Here is a 23,710-nt window from a genome sequence, read left to right on the forward strand (position 1 = left end):
CTCAGCTCCGCAGCGTGGCGCTGGCGTCCATCGTGAGCCAGCCTTCGTGGTCCTGCGCCCACAGGTGCACCTGGGCGCCGTCGCGCCGGCCGCTGACGCGGAACGGGTTCAGGTCGAAGGTGGGCCGCACGGCGCGGAAGCGGAAGGTGGCCACGTCGGCCTGCGACAGCTCGCGGCGCAGCAGGTCCATCAGCAGCGTGGCGATCAGCGGGCCGTGCACGATCAGGCCGGGGTAGCCCTCGACCTCGGTGACGTAGCGCCGGTCGTAGTGGATGCGGTGGCCGTTGAAGGTGAGTGCCGAGTAGCGGAACAGCAGCACGTCGTCGGGCACGATCTCGCGCTGCCACTGCGGGTCGGCCGGCGCGGCCTGTGGCGGGGGCTCGGCATCGCCGGGCCGCCGCGCGTCGCGGTAGACGATGTCGTGGAACTCCACGATCGCCGGGTCGGCCGCGCCGTTGCAGCGCACCTCGTGCCGCACCTTGACGAACACCAGCGTGCCCGTGCGGCCCTGCTTGACGGTGACGTCGTCGATGGTGGAGCGCCGCTCGGCGCGGTCGCCCACGCGCACCGGCGCGCGGAACTCGAACTGGCTGCCCGCCCACATGCGGCGCGGCAGCGGCACCGGCGGCAGGAAGCCGCCGCGCCGTGCATGGCCGTCCGGCCCGATCTCGCTCTGGCGATGCTTGGGCAGGAAGTACAGCCAGTGCCACAGCGGCGGCAGCGCCATGCCGTCGGCCACCTCGGTGGGCGCATGGTCGAGCGTGGCCCCCAGCGCCTGCACCGGCGCGGCGGTGATCGTGTCGTGATGGGACTCGTGGCGACCGATCCAGTCGCGCAGGGAAGCCAGGTCGCTGCTCATGAGGGGTCAGAAATTGTGGCGCACGCCGAACTCGTAGGCCTTGGACGCGCCCCCGGCGGTCATACCGCTGTTGCCGCCCGGCACGGCCAGGGTCAGTGCGCCGGCATTGTCGAGGTTCGACAGCGTGCCATAAAGCACCGTGCGCTTGGACAGGCTGTGGACGTAGCCAAGGCCGAGCTGGCGTGCCCCGTTGGCGCTGATGTCGGTGGTGCCGACGCGGCCGTCGAAGTCGGCCCGGCCCCAGGACAGCCTGACCTGGCCCGACGTGCCCACCGGCGCGGTCGCGCTGAGCAGCAGGTTCGTCTGCTCGGCCTGTGCGTACTCGAAGCGGCGCCAGGCCGCGCCGAGGCGGATGCCGGCCACGTCGTAGGCCGCCGCCAGGGCGTGGTCCTTGAACTTGCCGACGGTGGTGAGGTTGTTCTGCGTCGTCGTGACGGCGGCCGACACGCGCACCGGGCCGCCCGCCCAGCCCAGGCGGGCGCCGATCACCTTGTTGCGGCCGTTGGCGACGGTGCCGCCGCCGCTGGGCGCCAGCATCACGCCGCCCTCGAGACCGCCCCAGCCCGACGGCATCAGCCACTGCACGGCGTCGTTGGCGCGCACCGTGGTGTTGGGGCTGGTGCCGAAGGCGGCGCGGATCGGGCCCTGGGGCGTGGCGCTGATCAGGTTGTTGGACCCCGCGGCACCGACATAGCTGAAGGGATCGAACGGGCTCCAGTTGGAGTAGGAGGGCACGAAGTCCCGGCCCATGCGGATCTCGCCCAGGGACCGCGACGCCAGGCTCACGGTCGACCGGCGGTCCCAGAACTGGCCGGCCACGCTCGAGGCCTGGGCGCCGTTGGTCAGGTTCAGGCCGTGCTCCAGGTGGAAGCCGGCGCTCAGGCCGCCGCCGAGGTCCTCGGTGCCGCGGATGAAGAAGCGGCTGGTGGAGTTGGAGCCGCTGACCATCGACTTGGCCGAGCCGGCGCCGTCGTTGCTGACGTGGCGCACGCCGGCGTCGACGATGCCGCCCAGGGTGACGCTGGACTGGGCCGTGGCGGTGGTGGCGGTGGCGGCGCAGAGCAGGCCGGCCAGGGTGAAGGCATGGTTCATGTCGATCCTCGGGTGGTGTTTCTTTGGGGTGTGTTCATTCAGCGGCGCGGCGGCTGGTCAGTCGGCGGTGAGGCGGGCCTTCTGGACCACGGCCTTCCACTTGACGAGTTCCGACTTGACGAGGTTGCCGAACTCCTGCGGCGTGCTGGACTCGACGTCGGCACCGTGGTCCTCGATGCGCTTGATGGTGTCCTTGTCGGCCAGCACCTGGTTGAGCGCCTTGTTCAGCTGGTCGATCACCGGCTTGGGCGTGCGGGCGGGTGCGAAGAAGCCGTACCACTGCTGCACCTCCACGCCGTCCACGCCCGCTTCCTTCAGCGTCGGCACGTCGGGCAGCAGCGGCGAGCGCTTCGGGCCGGCCACGGCCAGGGCCTTGAGCTTGCCGGACCGCACATGCGGCAGGGCCGTGAAGAAGCTCGGGAACATCACCTGCGTCTGCCCGCCGATGGTGTCGCTGACGGCGGGCGCCGAGCCCTTGTAGGGCACGCCCAGCATCACCACGCCGGCGTTGATCTTGAACAGCTCGGCAGCGAAGTGCGGCGCCGTGCCGTTGCCGGCCGACGCGTAGGTGTACTTGTCCGGCTTGGCCTTGAGCTGCGCGATCAGGTCCTTCACGTCCTTGATCGGCGTCGTGGCGTTGGCTACCATCAGGGTCGGGGAGTAGCCCACGAGGCCGATCGGCTCGAAGTCGGCCACCGGGTCGTAGCGCAGCTTCTGCAGCGACGGGTTCATCGCATGGGTGGCGATGTAGCCGAACATGAGGGTGTGGCCGTCCGGGGCGGCCCGGGCGACGAACTCGCTGGCGATCGAGCCGTTGGCCCCCGCGCGGTTGTCGATGATGATGGTCTGGCCCAGCAGCGGGCCGAGCTTCTGGGCGATGGTGCGCGCCATCGCGTCGTTGCCGCCGCCGGCCGCGGTGGGCACGACGATCGTGATCGTCTTGCTGGGAAAGGTCTGGGCCATGGCCGGCGTGGCGGCCAGCGCCGTGGCGAGCAGCGGCGCGATGATCTGTTTCATGGGTCGGTCTCCTGGGTGGGCGGTCTGGGTGGACTTCGAGAACACGTAGTCGGGGATCTGCAGCGTCCCCTTGAAGATGGCGCGGGCGGTGCGCACGAGCGACGCGCGCTCGATGCGCGAGTCGGCCGACACCGCCACCTCGACGTCGATGCGGCCCTGCGGGTGCAGCACCGACACCGTGTGCACGCCGACCAGCGGCGCGGCGGCGCTGGCCACGGTGCCGGGCAGCGCGAACGCCGTGGCCACGCCGATGGCGCCGGTGACGGCATGCGACGCGTGGCAGCGCCGCGGCGTGAAGTAGCGCGAGGTGATGCTGGCGTCGTCGTCGCCGGCGCTGACGATCACCGGCTTGGGCACCACGCTGCCCCGCACGTCGCCCAGGCCCATGCGCTCGCCGGCCGCCACGCGGACCGCCTCGAGCCGGTCGAGCAGGGCCCGGTCGGCGTCCAGCGACTCGGGCGACTCGCGCCCGTGCAGGCCCAGGTCGGCGGCGCGCAGCAGCACCATCGGCATCGCCGCGTCGATGCAGGTCACGTCCAGGCCGTCGATGCGGTCGATCGGCTGGCCGGTCGGGAACAGGGAGCCGGTGACCGAGCCCCAGGCGTCCAGGAAGTTCAGGCGCACCGGCGCGGCCGTGCCGGCGACGCCGTCGATGCCGGTCTGGCCCTCGTAGGTGACGCGGCCGCCCGGCGTCAGCACGGTGACGTCGATGCGCGAGCGCGTGTTCACGTTGAACACGCGCACGGTGGTCTGGCCGTCCTGCGCCGGCACGAGCCCCTGCTCGATGGCGAAGGGGGCCACGCCCGACAGCATGTTGCCGCAGTTGGGCCGGGTGTCGACGGACTTCTGCCCCACGCCGACCTGGGCGAACAGGTAGTCGACGTCGCAGCCCGGCTCGGACGAGCGCGACACGATCGCCACCTTGCTCGTCAGGGTGCTGCCGCCGCCGACGCCGTCGACCTGCAGCAGGTCGGACGCGCCGATCGCGCCGATCAGCGTCTCGTCGCGCTCGTGCTCGTCGCTGGGCAGCCAGTCGCGCAGGAAGAACGGGCCGCGCGAAGTGCCGGCACGCATGAGGACGCAGGGGATCTCGCGTGGCATGCCGGCATGGTCGTCAGGTCGGCCTCATCTGTGAATTGCATTGTTCTGATCGATTGATCGACAATACGCATCAATGGCGATGAACTTCGACCTCAACGACCTGCAGGCCTTTCGCGCCGTGGCCGAGCTCGGCAGCTTCGGCAAGGCCGCCGAGGCCGTGCACCTGTCGCAGCCGGCGCTCAGCCGGCGCATCGACAAGCTCGAGCAGGCGCTCGGCGTGCTGCTGCTGGAGCGCACCACGCGGCGCGTGGCGCTGACCACGGTGGGCCGGGAGTTCGAGCGCCGGGTGCGCTTCCTGCTGGACGAGCTGGACACGACGCTGCTGTCGGTGCGCGGCGTGGCCGCCACGCGCATGGGCGAGGTCACCGTCGCCTGCGTGCCGTCCACCGTCAACTACTTCCTGTCGCGCGTCATCGCGCGCTACCACGCCGCCAATCCCCGCGTGCGGGTCCGGCTGCGCGACGCCGGCGCCAACGAGGTGCTGACGGCGGTGTCCAGCGGCGAGGCGGACTTCGGCATCAACTTCATCGGCTCGCAGGAGGGCGACCTGGAGTTCCGGCCCCTGGTCGACGACCGCTTCGTGGCCGCCTGCCGGCGCGACCACCCGCTGGCCCGGCGGCGCAAGGTGGCCTGGGCCGAGTTGGCGGACCACGACTTCATCTCGGTGCACCGCACGTCCGGCAACCGGCTGCTGATCGACCAGGCCCTGTCCGGCGCGGCGCGGCGGCCCACGGCCATCTTCGAGACCCAGCACGTGACGGCCATGCTCGGCCTGGTCGAGGCCGGGCTGGGGCTGGCGGCCGTGCCGTCGATGGCCATGCCGGGGCCGGACCACCCGCTACTGGTGAGCGTGCCGCTCACGGACCCCGTCGTCACGCGGCGCGTGGGCCTGATCCGCAAGCGCGGCCGGCCGCTGTCGCCGGCGGCCCAGAAGCTGTACGACCTGTTCGACGAGTCGTCGGTGCCGGCGCGGGCGGCGCGCGCCCCGGCCGGCCCACGCCGCGACGCCCGGGCTGCCGCAGGGCGCGGCTGAGGCGCGGCGGTCAGCCGGGCGTGGCCAGGCGGGCCAGGTCGCGCAGGTCGGCCGCCGAGCCGACGTTCCAGCATGCGCCGATCAGTTCGCTGCTGCGCGCGGCGCCGAGCACCGGTTCGGACATGCCGCGGAACTTGCCTTCGAGCTGGGCGTCGGTCATCGGGTTGGCCAGCGAGCCGATGGCGTGTTCCACGAACACGTGCACGCGCTGGCCGTCGGCCAGCACCGCGGTCACGTCGACGCTGGCCTCGTCGATCGCGTCGTCCACCGTGGCCACCACCTTGCGCCGCAGCGCCACCATGTCGGGCCGGTTGACGATGGCGTCGTCGAACTCCTCCTCGGCGGCGCGGCCGAAGGTCAGGCCCGCGGCACAGCCGTGGTAGACGCTGAACTTCGCTTGCAACCCGTCGGCCGGCTCCTTCTTGCCGGTGAGTTCGAGCACCAGCGAGTGCACCTTCAGCTCGATGCGCTCCACCTGCTCCGGCCGCACACCCTGGGCGCGCAGCTGCGTGCAGGCGTCGATGCTCGGGTGGATCACGATGCCGCAGGCGAACGGCTTGTAGGTGTTGAATCCGATCTCGAAGCGCTGGCCCAGTTCCGACGTGATCTCGGACCAGTCGTTCTTGGTGGAGATCGTCTGCATCATGCCGCGCGGCGCCTCCAGGGCGCGCGGGCTGGCGGTGTAGCCGTGCTGCGCCATCAGCGCGGCCATCAGGCCGGCGCGCGCCGCGCCGCCAGGGTGGAACGGCTTGGTCATGGTGCCGAACTGCTCGCGCACGCCCACCGGCTGCGACGCCGCGATGCCGATCGCCATCGCGGTGCCGTGGGCGTCCAGCCCGAGCAGGCGGGCGCAGGCCGCCGCGGCGCCGACGCTGCCGGTGCTGCCGGTGATGTGCCAGCCGCGGTCGTAGTGGTCGGGGTACATCGCGTTGCCGACGCGGCAGCTCACGTCGATGCCCAGCACCAGCGCGTCGATCAGCGCACGGCCGCTAGCGCCGCCGTGCTCGGCCAGCGCCAGCAGCGCGCTGGCCACCGGGCCGGCCGGGTGGATGATGGTCTTGAGGTGGGTGTCGTCGAAGTCGAAGGTGTGCGAGCTGATGCCGTTGAGCAGCGCCGCGCCGGCCATGTCCACGCGCTCGCGCCGGCCCAGCAGGCTGGCCTGGGGCGCGGGCTGCAGCGCCTGCACCGCCGCCAGCGCCGCGCGCAGGGTGTCGTGGTGCGCGGCGCCGACGGCGCAGCCCACCCAGTTGAGGAAGGTGCGGTGCGCCTCGTGGTCGATCGCGTCGCTCCAGCCCCGGCTCGGGTGCTCGGCCACGAATCGGGCCAGGATCTCGGTGACGGGCGGGGCGTGGTGGTCGGCGGCGACCTGGGTGTTGCGGGCCATGGGGCTGCGAGTCCTGTGCGTGGCGGGTCTCAGCTGTCGAGCTGGATGTTGCGGGCCTTGGCGATCTGGGTCCAGCGCGCGATGTCGGCACGCATGAACTCGCCGAAGCGGTCCGGGCTCATCGGGGTGGGCTCCAGCGCCTCGATCGACAGCTTCTCACGCAGTTCCGGCGTGGACAGCACGGACGACAGCGTCTCGTTGAGCTGCCGCACGATCGGCGCGGGCAGGCCGGCCGGGCCGACCACGCCGTACCACTGCTGGGCGTCGAAGCCCTTGAAGCCGGACTCCTCCAGCGTGGGCAGGTCCTTGAAGAGGGGATGCCGGTCCTTGCCGGTCACCGCCAGCGGGCGCACGCGGCCGGACCGGATGTGCGGCACCGCGGCCGCCAGGCCCGGGAACATCGCCTGCGTCTGGCCGCCCATCAGGTCGGTGAAGGCCGGCGCGATGCCGCGGTAGGGGATATGGACGATGAACGACTCGACCTGCTGCTTGAACAGCTCCATCGTCAGGTGCGTCAGCGACCCCGCGCCGGCCGAGCCGTAGCTCAGGCGCCCGGGGTTCTTCCGCAGGTATTCGACGAATTCCTTGAGGTTGGCGACCGGCAGCGACGCGTTGACCACCAGCACGTTGGGCGTGCCGCCGATCATGCCCACCGGGGTGAAGTCCCTGATCGCGTCGTAGGGCACCTTGCGCGTCGCCGGGCTGGTGCCGTGCGTGGCCACGTAGCCCTGCATCAGCGTGTAGCCGTCCGGTGCCGCGCGCGCCGTGGCCTGGCAGGCGATCGTGCCGCCGCCGCCGCTCTGGTTGTCGACGACGAAGCTCTGCCTGAGCACCTGGCCCCAGCGATCGGTGACGGTGCGGCCGACGAAGTCGCTGCCGCCGCCGGGCGCCACCGGGATGATGTAGCGGATGGACCTGTTCGGGTAGGCCGACTGGGCCCAGGCCGGCAGGCCGAGCAGGGCCGGGGCGCTCTGCAGCAGGGTGCGACGTTTCATGCGTGTCTCCTCAGGGGCGGTTGGTCGGGCAGCGCCAGCGTCGACAGCAGCCGCTGCCGGCCCTGGAGCACATGGGCGCGGGCGAGCCGGCCGGCGCGGTCGGCGGCGCCGGCCGCGATGGCCTCGTAGATGCGACGGTGCTCATTGTTCGAGCGCCGCATGTTCACCGGCGCATTGAAGTAGCGGCGCCGGTAGAGGTGGAGCTCCTTGGCGTGGTCCTCGTAGGCGCGGCGGGCGCGCCGGTTCGGCCACTGCGCCAGCACCAGGTCGTGGAAGCGCAGGTTCAGCACGTAGTAGCGCTGGCCGTCGCCGGCGGCGCAGGCCTCGTCCATGCCGTCGAGCAGCGCCTCGAAGTCCGCGCGGGCCGCGCTGTCCAGGTGTTCGGCGGCATGCTCGGCCGCCTGGCCGAACAGCAGCGCGCGCAGCTCGTAGATCTCGAGCATCTCGCGCACGGAGATCTCGCGCACGAACACGCCGCGGTTGCGCACCGCCACCACGAGGCCGATGCCGGTGAGCATGCGGATCGCCTCGCGGATCGGCCCCCGGCTGGTGCCCATGCGCAGCGCCAGCGCGGCCTCGTTGAGGCGCTCGCCGGCGGCGATCTCGCCGCCGTAGATCATCTGCTGCAGCTGGTCGCAGATGCCCTGCGCCAGGCCCGGGCCGTCGCGTGGCGCGGGGGCTGCGGCGGCGGCCGCCTTGCGGGTGGGAGTGGCACGTGCGGGCATGCGCCGGATGCTATCGACCTGTCGGCAACCCGGCCCTGGGTGTTTTCGATGAGGTCCGAAGTGTTGACACTTTTGTGGCAGGCGCCAACACTGCCGGCACAGGGGCCGGGGCCCCGGGCACAGGGAGCGCGGCGATGGGCGCGGAGTACGTCAGCGGCACCGACCGCGTGAAGGTTCGGCTGGAAGGGGTGGCACTGCACCTGGTGTTCGACAACCCGGCGCGGCACAACGCGCTGTCCGTCGACATGTGGCAGGCCCTGCCGCCGCTGCTGGCGCAGGCCGCCGCCGACGAGCGCGTGCGGCTGGTCGTGTTCCAGGGGGCCGGCGGCCGCGCCTTCGCCTCCGGCGCCGACATTTCCCAGTTCGAGGACCAGCGCGCCTCGCAGGACGCCGTCGCCCGCTACGAGACCCTGTCGGAGGACGCGCTGGAGGCGATCCAGCGCCTGCCCCGGCCGACGCTGGCCTGCGTGCGCGGCTGGTGCCTCGGTGCCGGGCTCAACGTGGCGATGGCCTGCGACGTCCGCATCGCGGCGGACGATGCCGTGTTCGGCATACCTGCCGCGCGCATGGGCCTGGGCTATCGCGATTCCGCGCTGAAGAACCTGATCGATCTCGTCGGCGCCGGTGCCGCGAGGGATCTGTTCTTCACCGCGCGCCGCATCGACGCCGCCGAGGCGCTGCGGCTGGCCCTGGTGACGCGCGTGGCCGCGGCCGACGCGCTGCCGGCCCTGCTGGCCGAGTACGTGGGCGCCATTGGCGACAACGCGCCGCTGACCATCGCGGCGGCCAAGGCCACCGTGGGCGCGCTGCTCGACGGGCCGCCCGGCGCCGGCCTGGAGCGCAGCCGCGAACTGACCCGCGCCTGCTTCGACAGCGAGGACTATGCCGAGGGCCGGCGCGCCTTCATGGAGAAGCGCCGCCCGGTGTTCAAGGGGCGTTGATGAAGGCCTATCACGTGGCCGTGCAGGGCACGGAGGCGGTGGTGTTCCGGCGCGACGGGCCGGTGCCCGAGCCCGGTGCCGGCCAGGTGCTGCTGCGCATGCATGCGGCCGGGCTCAACCGCGGCGAGTTCATCCCCGGCGGTCTGGTCAAGGGCGGGGCGTCCAGGCCGGCCGGCATGGAAGGGGCTGGCGAGGTGGTGGCCTGCGGTCCGGGCGTGCACGGCGTCGAGCCCGGCCAGCGCGTGATGGGGCGCTGTGCCGGCGCCTTCGCCGAGTACGCCCTGATGGACGCCCGCGAGGCGCTGCCGGTGCCCGGCGCGCTGTCGATGGACCGCGCGGCCGCCGTGCCGCTGACCTTCCTCGTGGTGCACGACATGCTCGTGCTGCAGGGCCGGCTGGCGCCCGGCGAGTGGCTGCTCGTGGCCGGCGTGGCCTCCGGCGTGGGGGTGGCGTCGCTGCAGGCGGCCAAGGCGCTGGGGGCCCGGGTGATCGGCACCTCCGGCTCGCCGGACAAGCTGCGCCGGCTGGAGGCCCTGGGCCTGGACGTGGCGCTGGCCACGCGCGCCCCCGACTTCGCCAGTGCCGTGATGCGCGCCACCGCTGACCACGGGGCCGATCTCGTCGTCAACACCGTGGGCGGCAGCGTGTTCGCGGAGTGCGTGTGCGCGATGGCGTTCGAGGGGCGCCTGGCCACCGTCGGCTATGTCGACCACACGCTGCGGGCCGAACTCGACCTCCAGGCGCTGCACGCCAGGCGGCTCACGCTGTTCGGCGTGTCCAACAAGCTGCGCAGCGCCGACCAGCGCGCCGCCGGCGTGCCGGCGTTCGCCGCGGACCTGCTGCCCGCGCTGGCCGACGGCCGCATCGTGCCGCTGGTGGACCGCGTGTTCGACTTCGCCGACCTGCCGGCCGCCCAGGCCCACATGCAGGCCAACCTGCACCTGGGCAAGATCGTGCTGCGCATCGGCGCCTGAGGCGCCCGGGGCGGCGCCTAGAAGTGCATGACCACCGCGTCGACGACGCGGTACCGGTCGTCGACCAGAGGCATCCAATGCCACTTGTCGAAGGTGGTGCAGGGGTGCGAAATGCCGAGTGCGATGCGCTCCCCGACCCTTGGCGAGTCGACGTGTGCGCCCGGCTCCCAGCGCAGGTGGGCGTGCTGGTCATTGAGTGCCGTGACGCGCCAGCCGGCCGGCACGGCGCGCGGCGACAGCACACCAGGCGCCGCGCGCAGCAGTGGCATCGGCATCTCGATGTCGAACGACAGGTCGCGCCGGCCCGCAGCCAGCAGCGCGAGGCCCGGCTCGGGGCAGGACTGCACGTGGGTCCAGACTTCGAGGGCGGGCAGCAGCGCGGCCCCCGGGGCGCAGCCCAGGCGCGACTCGAGCACGTTCACCAGACGCCTGTAGTGGCCATGGTCGTGCGTGATGTAGCAGCCCGAGCGCAGCAGGCCGCGCACGGGGCGGCTCAGCCTCGGCGTCAGTCGCGTCGCCACGAGGTCGAAGATGGCCGATCCGCCGGCCGACATCAGCACCTCGTCGGTGTCGAAGAGCTGGTGCTGGTCGCATTCGCGCGCGAGCGCCTCCACGCGGTCCATCAGCGCCTGTGCATAAGGCACGTCGACCTCGCTGCGGCCCTGGGCACCCAGTCCTTCATAGCATTCGAGGCCGGCAAGTCGCACCGCAGCACTGGCGTGCAGCCGCCGAGCCAGCGCCAGCGCCTCGTCGTGCGAGCGGCAGCCGGTGCGGCCGCCCGGCAGGCCCAGCTCGAGCAGCACGTCGAAGGGCACGCAGCCGGCCTGCCGCGCCGCCCAGGCCTCGATCAGGTCCAGCTGCGCGGTCGAATCGACGAGGAACACGATGCGCAGCCCGGCATGCTCGCGCAGCAGGCGCTGGATCGCTGCCAGGTCCGCGTCGCCCAGCACCTGGTTGGCGATCAACGCGCGGCGCACGCCGGACGCCACGCCGACCGCGAGCTGGGTGACCGTGGCGAAGGTGATGCCCCAGGCACCGGCGTCGAGCTGGCGCCGAAACAGCTGCGGCGACATCGTCGTCTTGCCGTGCGGCGCCAGGTCGATGCCCCAGTGGCGCGCCTGGCGTTGCAGCCAGTCCACGTTGTGTGCCACCGCGTCGCGCTTGAGCACGGCGACCGGAAACGGCAGGTCACCGGCCAGCACGTTCCATCCGGCCTGGGCGATGGCGCTGCGACGCAGCGCGGGGCGGTCGTGGGGGAAGCCCTTGAAACCGGGGCCGATCAGCGGGTCGAGCAGGTCATCGGCGGTCATGGGGGTCCTGGCGGGTGTCTGTGCGAAGCCAATGTCCAGAACCGCGAGCGTCAGGGGCCTTCGAGGCCCGTTTTCGGGTCAAGCCCGCAGACTCGGCCGAGAGCCTGAACCGTGTTCAACCTGTCGGGTCTGTGGCCAAAAGACTTCGATAGGCCCGCATTGTCACGGCAACCCTGCCGTGCCACGCGTGCCAACGACGATTCCAAGGCGGCAGGGAGCGGCAGGTGCCCGAAGGGAACAGGGCCTGCGCGGAGGCAGGCCCTGGGGATCGTTGGTGCCGGTGAAGAGAGTCGAACTCCCGACCTTCGCATTACGAATGCGCTGCTCTACCAACTGAGCTACACCGGCGCACGAAGCGCGGGAGTATAGCAAGCGGGCCCGCGGCGCCCGGCCGCGCCTACTGCCAGCCGGCGATGGCCACGCCCAGGCCGAGCTTGGTCTGCCGCAGGTTGTAGTCGACCAGGCTCTCGCCGTAGCCGCGGAACACCTGCAGGTAGCCGTGCAGCACGCCCGACAGCGGGAAGGCCCATTCGAGCTGGGCCGAGCCGCGCGAGCGGTCGCCGCCGCGCAGCGAATGGCGCAGCTGCAGCACGAGGCCATGGTCGCCGCCGTGGCGGGCGATGCGCAGCTCGCCGCGGCCGACGTAGTCCTCCACGTCCGGGTTGTCGTCGCTCTCGGCGTTCTCGCGGATGCGCAGCCACGGGCGCAGCTCCAGCGTCCAGGCACCGCGCTCCGCGCCCAGCGTGCCGATCACGCGGTTCCAGCTGCGCGACAGCGGCAGCGAGCGGCCGTTGGACTGGTGGTTCAGTGCCAGCGATGCCAGGCGCAGGTTCCAGCCCGCCAGCTCGCCCTGCAGCGGCATCGCGAAGATGAGTTCGGGCTCGTAGTTGGTCTCGCGGAAGGGGCGCGACGCGGCGCCGTTGTAGACCTGCCAGCGCGACGACTGCGTGTAGGCCCCCCACAGCGACACCGGCGTGCCCAGCAGGCCGTGCGAGAACTTGGTCTTCAGGCTCAGCTGGTACTTGGCTTCCAGCTCGCGCAGCACCTGGTCCTCGGTGACGGTGTGACCGGGCGCGGGCGACGACGGACGCAGGTTGACGCGGTCGGTCCAGGTGACGGGCAGCAGGTACACCGGGCGATGCACGCGCGGCGCGAACAGCTCGCCGCGCTGCCCGTCCAGGTCCCAGCGCGGCCCGAGGCTCACGCCACCGGCGGCGGCCACGGGCCCTCCCTCTGCCGACGGACGCGCTGTGGCCGGCGCCGTTGCGGGCGCGGGCGCCGGTGCGGATGTGGGTGTGGAGGCGGCGGCGCCGGTGGCGACCGGCGCGGGCGCGCCACGGCCATGCGCGCGGTCGTAGCAGGCCAGGCGCTGCGCGTCGTCGGTCAGTGCCACGCAGTCGGCGCCGGCGCCCTGGGCCAGCGCGGTGCCGGCGCCCAGGCCGAGCCCCAGCAACGAGCCGGCGGCGGCAACGCGAAGGCGCTGCGCGATGGCGCCGCGGGGGTGGGGCAGGGGAGTCGCGGGCATGCAGTCGACGAGGGGGCTGTGGGCCAGCGCGCACTGTAAGGGGCGCCGCAGCGCTCCCGCGCGAGCGGTCGCCTGCGCTTCGTGGGGTGGGTCGGCGTCCGGGGGGTCACATCGGGTTGCCAATCGGCGCTCGTGCGTCCGCGCCGGGTGCGGCACACTGCGCGCGCATGGAACCCGCCCCCACGCCCGATCAACCTTCCGCTGCCGCCGATGCCACCGGCGGCGGCGTGTCGCGCCGCAGCGCGCTGCTGTCCTCGCTGTTCACGCTGGCCGGCTGCGGCGGGGGGGGGGGCGACAGCGGCCCTGACCTGCCGCCGCCCCCCCCCCCCCCGCCGCCGGTGGTGCCGGTGGACGGTCCGGCATGGTTCGGCTTCGCGCGCAATGCGCAGCACACCGCGCTGCTGGACGAGGTGGCCAGCCAGCCGCTCACCACGGTGTGGTGGACCACGCCGGTGGACCTGGCGCCCAGCTACACCAGCAGCGGCTCGCTGCTGATCCACTACGGCTCGCCCGTCATCACGCGCCAGAACACGGTGGTGGTGCCGGTGAAGACCGGCGCCAACGCGTTCCGGGTCGAGGCGCGCATCGGCGCCACCGGCGCGCTGCTGTGGGCCGGCGACAGCGACTACCGCCTGCCGCCGCATGCGTGGGTGCCGTCGTTCAACCCGGCGCTCACGCCGGACCGGCGCGTCGCCTGGCCGATGGCCGGCGGCCGCATCCGCGTGCGTGCCACACCCGACAGTGCCACCGGCGCCAACGAGACGCTGGCGTTCTACGGCGACGCCGCCTATGCCGGTGCGTCGGCCACCTTCGACGCCACGGTGTTCGTCAACACGCCGATCACCTCCGACGCGGCGGGCAACCTCTACTTCGGCTTCACCGTGACCGGCGCCAACCCGTCCGCGCTGGTGGGCGGCATCGCGCGCCTGGGGGCTGACGGCAGCCGGCGCTGGGTGGCCGCAGCCGACGCGGCCGGCGACGCGACGATGGTCAAGACCGCGACCAACAGCGCGCCGGCACTGTCCGCCGACGGCGCGACGCTGTACGTGGTGGTGAACCAGGTGGTGGGCTCGGGCACGCGGGCGACCGGCCGGCTGCTCGCGCTGGACAGCACCACGCTGGCGCCGATCGCCAGCCGCGCGCTGATCGACCCGCTCTTTGCCACGCCAGCCTGGGTCAGCGACAACGCCAGTGCATCGCCCACCGTCGGGCCCGACGGCCGCGTGTTCATCGGCGTGCTGGAAGCCAACCCGCCGTCGCACAACTTCCGCGGCTGGCTGCTGCAGTTCGACGCCGCGCTGGCGCCGGCCGGCGTGCCGGGCGGCTTCGGCTGGGACATCACGCCGTCGATCGTGCCGCGCGCGATGCTGCCGCAGTACACCGGCACCTCGTCGTACCTGCTGGCGCTCAAGTACAACAGCTACCCCAACATCGGCACCGGCGACGGCCAGCACCGGGTGGCCATCGTCGACCCCACGCAGTCGCAGCCCGACCGCTTCTCCAGCACCTTCGTGATGCGCGAGGTGATCACCGTGCTCGGCCCCACCGCCGACCCCAACTACAACGGCGGCGTCACCGAGTGGTGCATCAACACCGCCGCGGTGGACCCGGCGACGAGCTCGGTGCTGATGAACAGCGAGGACGGCTACCTGTACCGCTGGCACCTGCCCACCAACACGCTGTCGCAGCGCATCCGCCTGAACAACGGCTATGCGCAGGCCTACACGCCCACGGCGGTGGGTGCCGACGGCCGCGTCTACGCGGTCAACAACGCCCGGCTGTTCTCGATCGGCGCCTAGCTCGCGGCGGCGAGAGCGCCGGCGGGTCAGGGCGCGAAGGCGGCCGCCGCGTCGGCCACCGCGCCCGCGGTGGTGAGCCAGCAGCGGTCGCGGTGCGACGCGATGTGCTGCAGCGCGCGGCGCAGCGCGCGCACGCGGAAGGGCTGGCCGGCGATCATCGCGTGCAGCGCGATGCCCATCACCAGCGGCGTGTCGCGCGACTGCTCGAGCATCTCGTCGAACTGGTCGATGATCATGGTCGAGAACTCGTGCGCGTCGACCTGGCGGCCGATGATGGCCGCACTGTCGTTGAGCTCCTGCGGGTAGGGCACCGCGAGCAGGCGGCCGGTGCGCGTGGTCAGCCACACCGGCTGGTCGTCGACGCACCAGTCGAGCACGTAGCGATAGCCCGCCTCGTGCAGCAGGTCGGGCGTGCGTGGCGTCTCGGCGATCCAGGGGCTCAGCCAGCCCGCGGGCGGCCGGCCCTCGTGACGCGCGATCTCGCGCGTCACCTCGTCGATCAGCGCGCGCTCGTCGGCTTCGGCGAGGCCGGCCTGGTGCTCGGAATTGGTGCGCCCATGCGACGCGATCTCGGCGCCGCGCTCGCGGAACGCCGCCACCAGCTGCGGGCAGGTGCCATAGAGCGCCGAGTTGATCAGCAGCGTGACCGGCAGCTGCAGGGTGTCCATCAGCGCCATCAGCCGCCACGCGCCGACGCGGTTGCCGTACTCGCGCCAGGAGTTGTTCAGGACGTCGGGTGCCGGGATGCCGGGCACGAGGTCTTCCACCAGGCCCTCGCCCCAGGCGTACTGCTCCAGGTTCAGCGCCACGTACACCGCCAGGCCCTGCCCGCCTGGCCAGCGCGCGGCCGGGCGCGACACGATGGGCTGGTAGGCGAAGCGGCCGTGGCCGCGCAGGGGCAGGGTCATGGCAGGGGGCCGTCGCGCAGCAGGCGGGCCAGGGGTTCGTCGAGGTTCGCGCTCTCGCGCGGGCTGGGCAGGGCGTAGCTGCCCGTGCGCGGCTTGGGCGCGCCCAGGCGGTGCAGCAGCTCGGCCTGGCGCACGGCGCAGTCGATGCCGTCCACCAGCGGCACCAGTACCTGCGGCTGCAACCGGCGCGGCACGCCGGCCATCACCGCGCCGGTCAGCAGCACGGCCTCGGCGCCGTCGCGGTCGACCAGGTCGTTGGCCGCGGCCACCAGCTCGGCGTCGAGCGCGTCGTGGGCGCCGCGCTGGTAGGCGGCGGTGCTTTCGAGCGTGCGCCAGCCGGCCACGCGCGAGGCCAGGCCGTAGCCGGCCACCAGCTCCTCGTACATCGGCCGCACGCGGCGGCCGAAGGTGACCAGCCCGATGCGGCCGCCGAGCATGCAGGCGGTGAGCAGGCCGGCCTCGGTCATGCCTACCACGGGGATCGACAGCATCTCGCGCGCGGCGCGCAGCCCGGTGTCGTAGGACACCGCGATCACCACCGCGTCGCAGCCCGGCGCATGGCGTGCCATCAGCGCCACCGCCGAATGCTCGCCGATGGCCTGCTCGGTGCGCGTGCCGATGACGCGGCCGCCGAAGGTGCCGGTGACGGCCACCACCTCGGTGCCGGGCGCGGCGCTGGCGCGCGCCTGGGCCGCCACCTTCTCGGTGACGATGTCGGAGGTGTTGGCGTTGACGACGAGCAGGCGCATCGCGGGGCCCATCTCAGTCGCCGAAGATCGACTCGAAGTCGATCTCGCCGTCGCTGGTGCCGTCGAAGTCGAGCGAGGCCTCCACGTGGCGCAGGTGCTCCACCATGAAGCTCGCCGCGCGCTCCTCGTCGCGTGCCTCGATCGCGTCGACCAGGTCGCTGTGCTCGTGGTACGGGCAGGCCGGCATGTTCGGCGCGTCGTACAGGATGATCACGAGGCAGGTCAGCGCCTCCAGCTCGCGCATCGTCTTGGCCAGGAAGCGGTTGCCGGCGATGTCGGCGATGAGCTGGTGGAACTCGCCCGACAGGCGCACCACGGCGCGCTTGTCGTTGGCGGCGCGGGCGTCGGACTCGCTCTGGACATGGTCGCGCAGGCGGCGGATCTCGGCCGGCCCGGCGCGCCGGATCGCCTGGCGGATCAGGTCCGGCTCGATCAGGCGGCGCGCCGCGAACACCTCGCGCGCCTCCTCGACCGTGGGGCTGCTGACGAAGGCGCCCCGGTTCAGTTGCACGGTGACGATGCTGTCGTGCGCCAGCCGCTCGATCACCTGGCGGATCTGCGTGCGGCTGACGCCGAACACCTTGGCCAGCCGCTCCTCGCCCAGCTTGGTGCCGGGGGGCAGGCGGTGCTCGACGATGGCCGTGAGCACCCGCTGGTGGATCGTGTCCACGCTGGGCAGCGCGCGCGCCGCCCGGCTTTCGGATGCGCCGGTTTGGCGCGCTGACGACCCAGTTTGGGGCATGGTTGTATCCAAAGCAGTGCCGCTTTTGAATGCAAAGTGGCGGTCAGTATATCGGTGAGGAGGGTCTACGCAAGGCGCAAGCCAGCATCGCCCTCGGGGTATGGAGCCCCTCGGCCATCGTAGCGATTCCAGGTCCGGATCCGGCCTCGGCGCCGGCCATCGGAGGCGGGGTGGCGCGGTTGTTGCTCAACCGGAGCGCCATGTCGGCGCGATCCCCAGGCCGGTGCATGGGGTTTTCACCGATCAGATTGGATTCAAAGCCGTTGATGCTTTGTATCCAAACAACTATTCTGATCGCGTGCAATCGGGTTCGCGAAATGTTCAACCAGGAGCAGCAATGAAGACAGCATGGGTTCGCAAGGCCGCTTGGACGGCCGTGATGGCGCTGGCCGCCGGGGGCGCCTGGGCGCAGGAGAAGCTGCGCATCGCCGGCAACTTCGCGCCCGACCACTCGTCGTCGATCGCGATGCAGCAGTTCAAGAAGGAGGTCGAGTCGGCCTCCAAGGGCAGCCTCGTGATCGAGGTGTTCGACAACATGCAGCTCGGTGGCGCGCAGGAGAACGTGACGCAGACGCGCGCCGGCACGATCCACATGACCTGGGTCGGCATGGCCTTCCTGTCGCGCACCGTGCCCGAACTGGAAGCGGTCAGCCTGCCCTTCATGTTCCCGAACCGCGAGGTCGCCTACAAGGTGATGGACGGCGCGGTGGGTGACCTGATCGAGTCGAAGATGGCCGACAAGGGCTTCGTGTCGCTCGGTTTCATGGAGCTGGGCGCGCGCCAGGTGACCAACAGTGCGCGGCCGATCCGGACGATGGCCGACCTGAAGGGCCTGAAGATCCGCATGCAGCCCAACGAAACCCACCTCGCCACCTTCCGCGCGCTGGGCGCCAACCCGCTGGCGATGGACATCAAGGAGGTGTACTCCGCGATGGAGCAGAAGGTGATCGACGGCCACGAGAACCCGTATGCGCTGATCCTCACCAGCCGCTTCTTCGAGGTGCAGAAGCACCTGTCGAACACGGCCCACTTCTTCGACTTCATCTCGGTGGTGGCGAACAAGAAGAAGTTCGACTCGCTCTCGCCCGAGCACCGCAAGATCGTGCAGACGGCGATGACCAACGCCATCAACGCCCAGCGCGTGATGGCCACCAAGGCCGACGGCGAGGCGCTGGCCGAGCTGCAGAAGAAGGGCATGACCTACACCGTGATGCCCGAGAGCGAGCGCGAGCTGATGCGCAAGGCCACCGCGGGCGTGGTGGACGAGGTGCGCAAGCGCGTGGGCGCGCAGCTCGTGGACCAGGTGCTGGCGGCGGTCAAGAAGGCCGGCGGCTGAGCCGCCCTGCGCGATGCACGGCGTCACCTTCACGCGCTGGTCCCCGATGGCGGGGCCGGCGGCGCTGCGACCGCTGGCCTGGGTGCTGGCGGCCTTCGACGTCGCCGTGTCGTGGGTGCTGTGCGCCGCGATGGCGGTGATGGTGGTCGTCGTCGGCGCCCAGGTGGCGCTGCGCTACGGTTTCAACAGCTCCCTGGATTGGGCCGACGAGATCGCGCGCCTGACTTTCGTCTGGTCCATCTTCCTGGCCATCGCACTGGGTATCCGCACCGGCTCGCACATCGGCGTGGAGATCGTGGTGGCGAAGTTCCCGGCCGCGGTGCGCAGCGCCATCGCGCGCATCGTGGCACTGGTGTGTGCCGGCGCGCTGCTGCTGGTGGCCTGGGAGTCGGTCACCGTCGCGCGCGACCAGTGGGACGAACTCATGGGCGCCGTGCAGGCCAGCACCGGCTGGTTCCTGGTGCCGCTGATCGTCGGCGGCGTGCACGGCGCGCTGCACCTGGTGTGGATCGCGATCAACGGCCCGGCGCGCGGCGTGGCCGTGGCCACCGAGTGAGGCCCGCGCGATGAGCCTCGTGATCCTGCTGGTGTTCTTCGGCGTCGCCCTGCTGGGCATGCCGCTCGCGTTCTCGCTCGGCCTGTCGGCCATCGCCGGCCTGCTGGTCAGCGACGTCGACCTGAACCTGCTGCCCTCACGCATGATGAGCGCGGTCAACGCGTTCCCGCTGATGTCGATCCCGTTCTTCATCCTGGCGGGCGAGCTGATGCTCAAGGCCGGCATGATGGAGCGGCTGATCGACCTCGCCAACGCGGCCATCGGCCGCGTGCGCGGCGGCCTGGGTCATGTGACCATCTTCGCCGGCCTGGGCCTGTCCACCGTGTCCGGCGCGGCCGTGGCCGACGCCAGCGCGCTGGGCAGCACGCTGCTGCCGTCGCTGAAGAAGCACTATGGCGTGGGCTACTCGGCGGCGCTCTGCGCCGCGGCGGCCAACCTCGGGCCGATCATCCCGCCGTCGGGCGCGATGATCGTCTACGCCTTCATGGCCGGGCCCTCGGTGTCGGTGGGCGGCCTGTTCATGGCCGGCATCGTGCCGGGGCTGCTGCTGGTGGCCGGCATGATGGCGATGAACGCCTGGATCTCGAAGAAGCGCGGCTTCCCGCTCACCGGCGAGGCCTTCTCGTGGGCCCGCATCGGCCACGAACTCAGGCGCTCGTGGATCATCTTCATGATGCCCATCGTCGTCATCGGCGGCATCGTGGGCGGCGCCTTCACCGCCACCGAGGGCTCGGCGATCGCCGTGGTCTACGCGCTGGCGATCGGCTTCCTGGTCACCCGCAAGCTGACGCTGGCCGACCTGCCCGAGGCGCTGGTGCGCACCGCGATCACCTCGGCCGTGGTCGGCGCGATGATCGCGTTCGCGTCGGTGGTGACCTACATGCTCACCATCGACCAGATGCCCACCAAGCTGCTGGCGCTGATCCAGCAGATCACCAGCAGCCCGATCGGCTACCTGCTGATCGTGGCGGTGGTGCTGTTCGTCGTGGGCATGTTCCTCGAGTCGAACGCGGCCTACATCATGCTGGTGCCGCTGCTGCACCCGATCGCGCTCAAGTACGGCATCGACCCGCTGCACTTCGGCTTCCTGTTCGTGTTCAACCTGGTCATCGGCATGCTCACGCCACCGGTGGGCGTGGTGCTGTTCGTCATCTGCGGCGTGTCCGGGCTCAAGCTCGGCGAGCTGACGAAGCACGTGTGGCCCTTCATCGCGCTGATGTACGGCCTGCTGTTCGTGTGCATGTTCGTGCCGCAGCTGGTACTGACGGTCCCACGGGCCCTGGGGTATTGATATGACCGCCGCCGACGCCTACGCCGCACAGTGCCATTGCATCGGCACGATCACGCCGTCGGGCAACACCGTCGTCGAGCGCGTCACGCAGGGCATCGCCCGGGACCTGCCCGAGGTGTCGATGCACTTCTCGCGCACCCCGGTGTTCGGCGCCACGGATCCGTCGCCCGACGCCTACGCCGTCGACGGCCTGCTGGCGGCGGCCCGACTGCTGGCCCACGCCGCGCCCGATGTGCTGGTGTGGAACGGCAGCAAGGGCGCGGGCATCGGCTTCGCGCACGACCGTGCGCTGGTTGAATCGATCACCCGCGAGACCGGGGTCCAGGCGACGACCTCGGTGCTTGGCCTGCACGCGTTGCTGTCCGCCAAGGGCATCCGGCGCATCGCGATCGTCACGCCGTACTCCCCGGCGGCGCAGCGCAAGACGGTCGACTGCCTCGGCGCCGAAGGCTACGAAGTCGTGGCCGAGGCCTGTGCCGGCCTGTCGGACAACCTTTCCTATGCCAGCGTGCCGCTGGAACGCATCGCCGCGATGGCCGGCGAGGTGGCCCGAGGCCGTCCGCAGGCCATCGTCTGTCTGTGCACCAACTTTCCCGCTGCCGTGATGGCCGCAACGCTGGAAGCCGAACTCGGGCTGCCGGTGTTCGACACCACCGCGCTCGGGGTCTGGCACGCGTTGCGTCTGACCGGCGTCGACACCACGCCTGCCGCCGCGCGCTGGGGATCGCTGTTCGAGATGGGGTTGTGATGGGCAACGGCGCCATCCTGGTCACCGATGCCCATGTCCTGTCTCTGGACGACGCGGGCCACGAGTGGCCGCGCGCGGACGTTGTGATCGACGGTGCCCGCATCGCTGCCGTGGGCCCCGGGGCTGCGGCCGCGTGGACCGGGCCGATCGCCCGGCGCGTCGACGGGCGCGGCATGCTGGCGATGCCCGGTCTGATCAATGCCCACTTCCACTCGCCCGGCAACCTGATGAAGGGCTGCCTGGACGCGATGCCGCTCGAACTGTTCATGCTTCACGAGGTGCCGCCACTGGCGTCCTCGGGCGAGGCCGAGCGGCTGATCCAGGTGCGCACGCAGCTCGGAGCGGTGGAGATGCTGCGGCGCGGGATCACCACGGTCCACGACGACGCCTATCACGTGCCCCGGGCCACGCGCGAGAGCGTCGATGCGATCATGCACGCGTACGAGCAGGTGGGCATCCGCGCCACGGTGGCCATCGACCAGCCCAATGTGCCCGAGCTTGACAAGCTGCCTTACCTGCGCGAGATCCTCAGCCCGGCGCAACGCGCGGAGCTCGACGCGGCACCGCGCCAGGACACGGCCGAGCTGCTCGGGCTCTACGAGCACCTGATCCGCCGCTGGCACGGCGCGGCGGGCGGTCGCCTCGCCGCTGCGATCTCCTGCTCGGCCCCCCAGCGCGTCAGCGACGACTACTTCCGCGGCCTGTCGGCGCTGTCGAGGGCGTACGACCTGCCGTTCAATGCCCATGTGCTCGAAACACGCCTGCAACGCGTGCTGGGCGACCTGAAGTACGGCCGGTCCCTGGTGCGCCACGTGCACGACCTCGGCCTGCTCGATGAACGAATGATGGTGGTACACGCCATCTGGATCGACGCCGACGACATCTCGCTACTCGCGCAGGCCGGCTGCTGCGTGGCCCACAACCCGGTGTGCAACCTGCGCCTGGGAAGCGGCGTGATGCCCTGGCGCGCGCTGCGGGAGGCCGGTGTCACGCTGTGCCTGGGCACCGACGAGATGAACACGGACGACACCACGAACCTCTGGCTCGCGGCCAAGACCGGTGCGCTGCTGCAGACGCTGGTCGAACCCGACGACCGGCGCTGGCCGCGGGCACCCGAGTTCCTCGAGGCGGCGACACGCGGTGGCGCACGCGCGATCCGGCGCGGCGACGACCTCGGCCAGCTCAGGCCTGGAGCTGCGGCCGATCTGATCCTGCTCGATCTCGACACGCATGCCTTCACGCCGCTGAACGACCTGGTGCGCCAGCTCGTCCATTGCGAGGACGGCAGTTCGGTGCGCATGACCATCGTCCACGGAGAGGTGGTGTTCGAGGGTGGGCGCGTCACCACCGTCGACGAGCGCGCCCTGCGTGCGGAGGCGCGCGAGCTGATGACCGCCCACCGTGAGCACCTATCCGAAGCCTCGCGCCAGGCCGCCGCCCTGGAGCCTGCCTACCGCCGAATGCTCGAGCGCGTCGCCGCCACGCCGGTGTCCGTGTCGAGACGGCTGGACGGCGCGTACGAGTTTCCACCCCTGCGTTCACCCACTGACCCCTAGGAGTCGTTCATGAAGAAGTCTGTTTCCTTCGCACTGGCAGCGGCTCTGGCCGCGCTGTTGTCGTCCGGTCCTGCGCTGTCGCAGGACAAGATCAAGCTCAAGGTCATGGGTCAGCCGCTGGCTGGCGGTGCGATCCAGAAGAACAAGGAGCAGCCCTTCTTCGAGACGCTGGCAGCCCGCAGTGGTCTGCCGATCGAGGTGGAGTACAAGCCGCAGGACACCACCGGGATCAAGGACACCGAGGCGCTGCGTGTGCTGGAGTCGGGCCTGTTCGACATCATCGCGCTGCGCATGGCGCAGATTTCGCGCGATGAGCCGCTCACTATGGGCTTCGACCTGGTGGGCTTGAACCCGGACTACAAGACTGCGCGCGCCACCACCAAGGCCTATGCGGCCACGCTGGACAAGCGCCTGCAGGCCCGCTATCAGACCAAGTACCTCGGGGTCTGGCCGGCCGGCCCGCAGGTGCTGTTCTGCAAGAAGCCGATCACGAAGCTGGCCGACGTCAAGGGCCTGAAGGTGCGCGTGTTCGACCAGAACTCCGCCAAGTTCTTCCAGCACCTCGGCGCCACGCCGATCCCGCTCGCGTTCGGTGAAGTGCACCAGAGCCTGTCGCTGGGCGTGGTGGACTGCGCCATCACGAGCGCGCTGTCGGCCAACTCGGCGAGCTGGCCCGAGGTGACGACCCACATGCTGCCGCTTGGCTTCCAGTTCGCGATGAACGGCTACGGCATCGGCCTGGCCACCTGGAAGAAGTTCACGCCGGCGCAGCAGGCCCAGCTGCAGGCGGCGTTCTCGGCCTTCGAGGACGACGTCTGGAAGTACTCGCAGGAACTCTCCGGCGAAGCCGTGAACTGCAACCTCGGCAAGGAACCCTGCTCGCTGAAGAAGTTCAAGCTGATCGAGGTGCCGGTGACCCCGGGCGACGTCGCGATCGTGCGTGATGCCATGCGCGACGTGTCGCTGCCGACCTGGAGCGAGACCTGCGAGAAGACCGCCAAGGGTTGCACCGACGAGTGGAAGAAGACCGTCGGCGCCGTCGTCGGCGTCAAGTGACCGGAGGTCGGCG

Annotated in this window: 21 protein-coding genes, 1 tRNA gene and 1 pseudogene; 10 read left to right on the forward strand and 13 right to left on the reverse strand. The window is 71.3% G+C overall.

Annotated elements, in window-relative coordinates:
• Window position 1 precedes the first annotated feature (1 nt).
• The 4 genes and pseudogenes from AC2EAQ_RS14695 to AC2EAQ_RS14710 all read right to left on the reverse strand — a co-directional run.
• Window positions 2-859, reverse strand: a complete 858-nt coding sequence (locus AC2EAQ_RS14695; RefSeq protein ID WP_484645093.1) for an HTD2 family dehydratase — start codon at window positions 857-859, stop codon at window positions 2-4.
• 6 nt (window positions 860-865) lie between these two features.
• The gene (locus tag AC2EAQ_RS14700; protein WP_484645094.1) at window positions 866-1,951 is read right to left on the reverse strand and encodes a porin; all 1,086 of its coding nucleotides are present in this window, start codon (window positions 1,949-1,951) and stop codon (window positions 866-868) included.
• 57 nt (window positions 1,952-2,008) lie between these two features.
• On the reverse strand, window positions 2,009-2,914 hold the full coding sequence (locus AC2EAQ_RS14705; RefSeq protein ID WP_484645236.1) for a Bug family tripartite tricarboxylate transporter substrate binding protein: 906 nt from the start codon (window positions 2,912-2,914) through the stop codon (window positions 2,009-2,011).
• A gap of 165 nt (window positions 2,915-3,079) precedes the next feature.
• Window positions 3,080-4,069, reverse strand: a pseudogene (locus AC2EAQ_RS14710) (4-oxalomesaconate tautomerase); the annotation flags it as partial.
• A gap of 73 nt (window positions 4,070-4,142) precedes the next feature.
• On the opposite strand from AC2EAQ_RS14710, the gene AC2EAQ_RS14715 reads away from it, so the two are divergent.
• Window positions 4,143-5,102, forward strand: a complete 960-nt coding sequence (locus AC2EAQ_RS14715) for a LysR family transcriptional regulator (protein ID WP_484645095.1) — start codon at window positions 4,143-4,145, stop codon at window positions 5,100-5,102.
• A gap of 10 nt (window positions 5,103-5,112) precedes the next feature.
• Here the strand turns inward: AC2EAQ_RS14715 and AC2EAQ_RS14720 are convergent, their stop codons facing one another.
• Genes AC2EAQ_RS14720 through AC2EAQ_RS14730 form a run of 3 tightly spaced genes read right to left on the reverse strand, consistent with a single transcriptional unit; the run spans window position 5,113 to window position 8,206 of the window.
• The gene (locus tag AC2EAQ_RS14720) at window positions 5,113-6,486 is read right to left on the reverse strand and encodes an MmgE/PrpD family protein (protein ID WP_484645096.1); all 1,374 of its coding nucleotides are present in this window, start codon (window positions 6,484-6,486) and stop codon (window positions 5,113-5,115) included.
• Window positions 6,487-6,515: 29 nt separating this feature from the next.
• The gene (locus AC2EAQ_RS14725) at window positions 6,516-7,481 is read right to left on the reverse strand and encodes a Bug family tripartite tricarboxylate transporter substrate binding protein (RefSeq protein ID WP_484645097.1); all 966 of its coding nucleotides are present in this window, start codon (window positions 7,479-7,481) and stop codon (window positions 6,516-6,518) included.
• Window positions 7,478-8,206 carry a GntR family transcriptional regulator gene (locus tag AC2EAQ_RS14730; protein WP_484645098.1) on the reverse strand — a complete coding sequence of 243 codons (729 nt, stop codon included), beginning with the start codon at window positions 8,204-8,206 and terminating at the stop codon, window positions 7,478-7,480. Before AC2EAQ_RS14730 ends, AC2EAQ_RS14725 begins: the two co-directional genes overlap by 4 nt.
• A gap of 134 nt (window positions 8,207-8,340) precedes the next feature.
• Between AC2EAQ_RS14730 and AC2EAQ_RS14735 the strand changes: the two genes are divergently transcribed.
• Together AC2EAQ_RS14735 and AC2EAQ_RS14740 are read left to right on the forward strand one after the other, a co-directional pair.
• Window positions 8,341-9,147 carry an enoyl-CoA hydratase gene (locus tag AC2EAQ_RS14735; protein WP_484645099.1) on the forward strand — a complete coding sequence of 269 codons (807 nt, stop codon included), beginning with the start codon at window positions 8,341-8,343 and terminating at the stop codon, window positions 9,145-9,147.
• Window positions 9,147-10,121, forward strand: coding sequence for a zinc-binding dehydrogenase (locus tag AC2EAQ_RS14740; RefSeq protein ID WP_484645100.1), 975 nt, complete (start codon window positions 9,147-9,149; stop codon window positions 10,119-10,121). Before AC2EAQ_RS14735 ends, AC2EAQ_RS14740 begins: the two co-directional genes overlap by 1 nt.
• A 17-nt stretch (window positions 10,122-10,138) precedes the next feature.
• On the opposite strand, the gene AC2EAQ_RS14745 is transcribed toward AC2EAQ_RS14740, so the two are convergent.
• From AC2EAQ_RS14745 to AC2EAQ_RS14755, 3 genes are all read right to left on the reverse strand, one after another.
• Window positions 10,139-11,431, reverse strand: coding sequence for an amino acid deaminase (locus AC2EAQ_RS14745; RefSeq protein WP_484645101.1), 1,293 nt, complete (start codon window positions 11,429-11,431; stop codon window positions 10,139-10,141).
• Between the two features lie 272 nt (window positions 11,432-11,703).
• Window positions 11,704-11,779, reverse strand: a tRNA-Thr gene (locus AC2EAQ_RS14750).
• Between the two features lie 49 nt (window positions 11,780-11,828).
• Window positions 11,829-12,956, reverse strand: a complete 1,128-nt coding sequence (locus AC2EAQ_RS14755) for a phospholipase A (RefSeq protein WP_484645102.1) — start codon at window positions 12,954-12,956, stop codon at window positions 11,829-11,831.
• 167 nt (window positions 12,957-13,123) lie between these two features.
• On the opposite strand from AC2EAQ_RS14755, the gene AC2EAQ_RS14760 reads away from it, so the two are divergent.
• Window positions 13,124-14,755: a hypothetical protein gene (locus tag AC2EAQ_RS14760; protein WP_484645103.1), complete on the forward strand. Its 1,632-nt coding sequence runs from the start codon at window positions 13,124-13,126 to the stop codon at window positions 14,753-14,755.
• A gap of 26 nt (window positions 14,756-14,781) precedes the next feature.
• Here the strand turns inward: AC2EAQ_RS14760 and AC2EAQ_RS14765 are convergent, their stop codons facing one another.
• Genes AC2EAQ_RS14765 through AC2EAQ_RS14775 form a run of 3 tightly spaced genes read right to left on the reverse strand, consistent with a single transcriptional unit; the run spans window position 14,782 to window position 17,082 of the window.
• On the reverse strand, window positions 14,782-15,663 hold the full coding sequence (locus tag AC2EAQ_RS14765) for a polysaccharide deacetylase family protein (protein ID WP_484645104.1): 882 nt from the start codon (window positions 15,661-15,663) through the stop codon (window positions 14,782-14,784).
• Window positions 15,660-16,412: an aspartate/glutamate racemase family protein gene (locus AC2EAQ_RS14770; RefSeq protein ID WP_484645105.1), complete on the reverse strand. Its 753-nt coding sequence runs from the start codon at window positions 16,410-16,412 to the stop codon at window positions 15,660-15,662. The genes AC2EAQ_RS14765 and AC2EAQ_RS14770 overlap by 4 nt, the downstream gene beginning before the upstream one ends.
• 13 nt (window positions 16,413-16,425) lie before the next feature.
• Window positions 16,426-17,082: a GntR family transcriptional regulator gene (locus tag AC2EAQ_RS14775; protein WP_484645106.1), complete on the reverse strand. Its 657-nt coding sequence runs from the start codon at window positions 17,080-17,082 to the stop codon at window positions 16,426-16,428.
• A 409-nt stretch (window positions 17,083-17,491) separates the two neighbouring features.
• On the opposite strand from AC2EAQ_RS14775, the gene AC2EAQ_RS14780 reads away from it, so the two are divergent.
• Genes AC2EAQ_RS14780 through AC2EAQ_RS14805 form a run of 6 tightly spaced genes read left to right on the forward strand, consistent with a single transcriptional unit; the run spans window position 17,492 to window position 23,697 of the window.
• Window positions 17,492-18,490, forward strand: coding sequence for a TRAP transporter substrate-binding protein (locus AC2EAQ_RS14780; protein WP_484645107.1), 999 nt, complete (start codon window positions 17,492-17,494; stop codon window positions 18,488-18,490).
• Between the two features lie 13 nt (window positions 18,491-18,503).
• Window positions 18,504-19,046 carry a TRAP transporter small permease gene (locus AC2EAQ_RS14785; protein ID WP_484645108.1) on the forward strand — a complete coding sequence of 181 codons (543 nt, stop codon included), beginning with the start codon at window positions 18,504-18,506 and terminating at the stop codon, window positions 19,044-19,046.
• A gap of 10 nt (window positions 19,047-19,056) precedes the next feature.
• Window positions 19,057-20,337: a TRAP transporter large permease gene (locus tag AC2EAQ_RS14790; protein WP_484645109.1), complete on the forward strand. Its 1,281-nt coding sequence runs from the start codon at window positions 19,057-19,059 to the stop codon at window positions 20,335-20,337.
• A 1-nt stretch (window position 20,338) separates the two neighbouring features.
• Window positions 20,339-21,085, forward strand: a complete 747-nt coding sequence (locus AC2EAQ_RS14795; RefSeq protein WP_484645110.1) for a maleate cis-trans isomerase family protein — start codon at window positions 20,339-20,341, stop codon at window positions 21,083-21,085.
• Window positions 21,085-22,641, forward strand: coding sequence for an amidohydrolase family protein (locus tag AC2EAQ_RS14800; RefSeq protein WP_484645111.1), 1,557 nt, complete (start codon window positions 21,085-21,087; stop codon window positions 22,639-22,641). Before AC2EAQ_RS14795 ends, AC2EAQ_RS14800 begins: the two co-directional genes overlap by 1 nt.
• 9 nt (window positions 22,642-22,650) lie before the next feature.
• Entirely contained in the window at window positions 22,651-23,697 is a 1,047-nt protein-coding gene (locus AC2EAQ_RS14805; protein WP_484645112.1) for a TRAP transporter substrate-binding protein, read from the forward strand.
• The last annotated feature ends 13 nt before the right edge of the window (window positions 23,698-23,710 follow it).

Source organism: Aquabacterium sp. T101, from assembly GCF_057219775.1.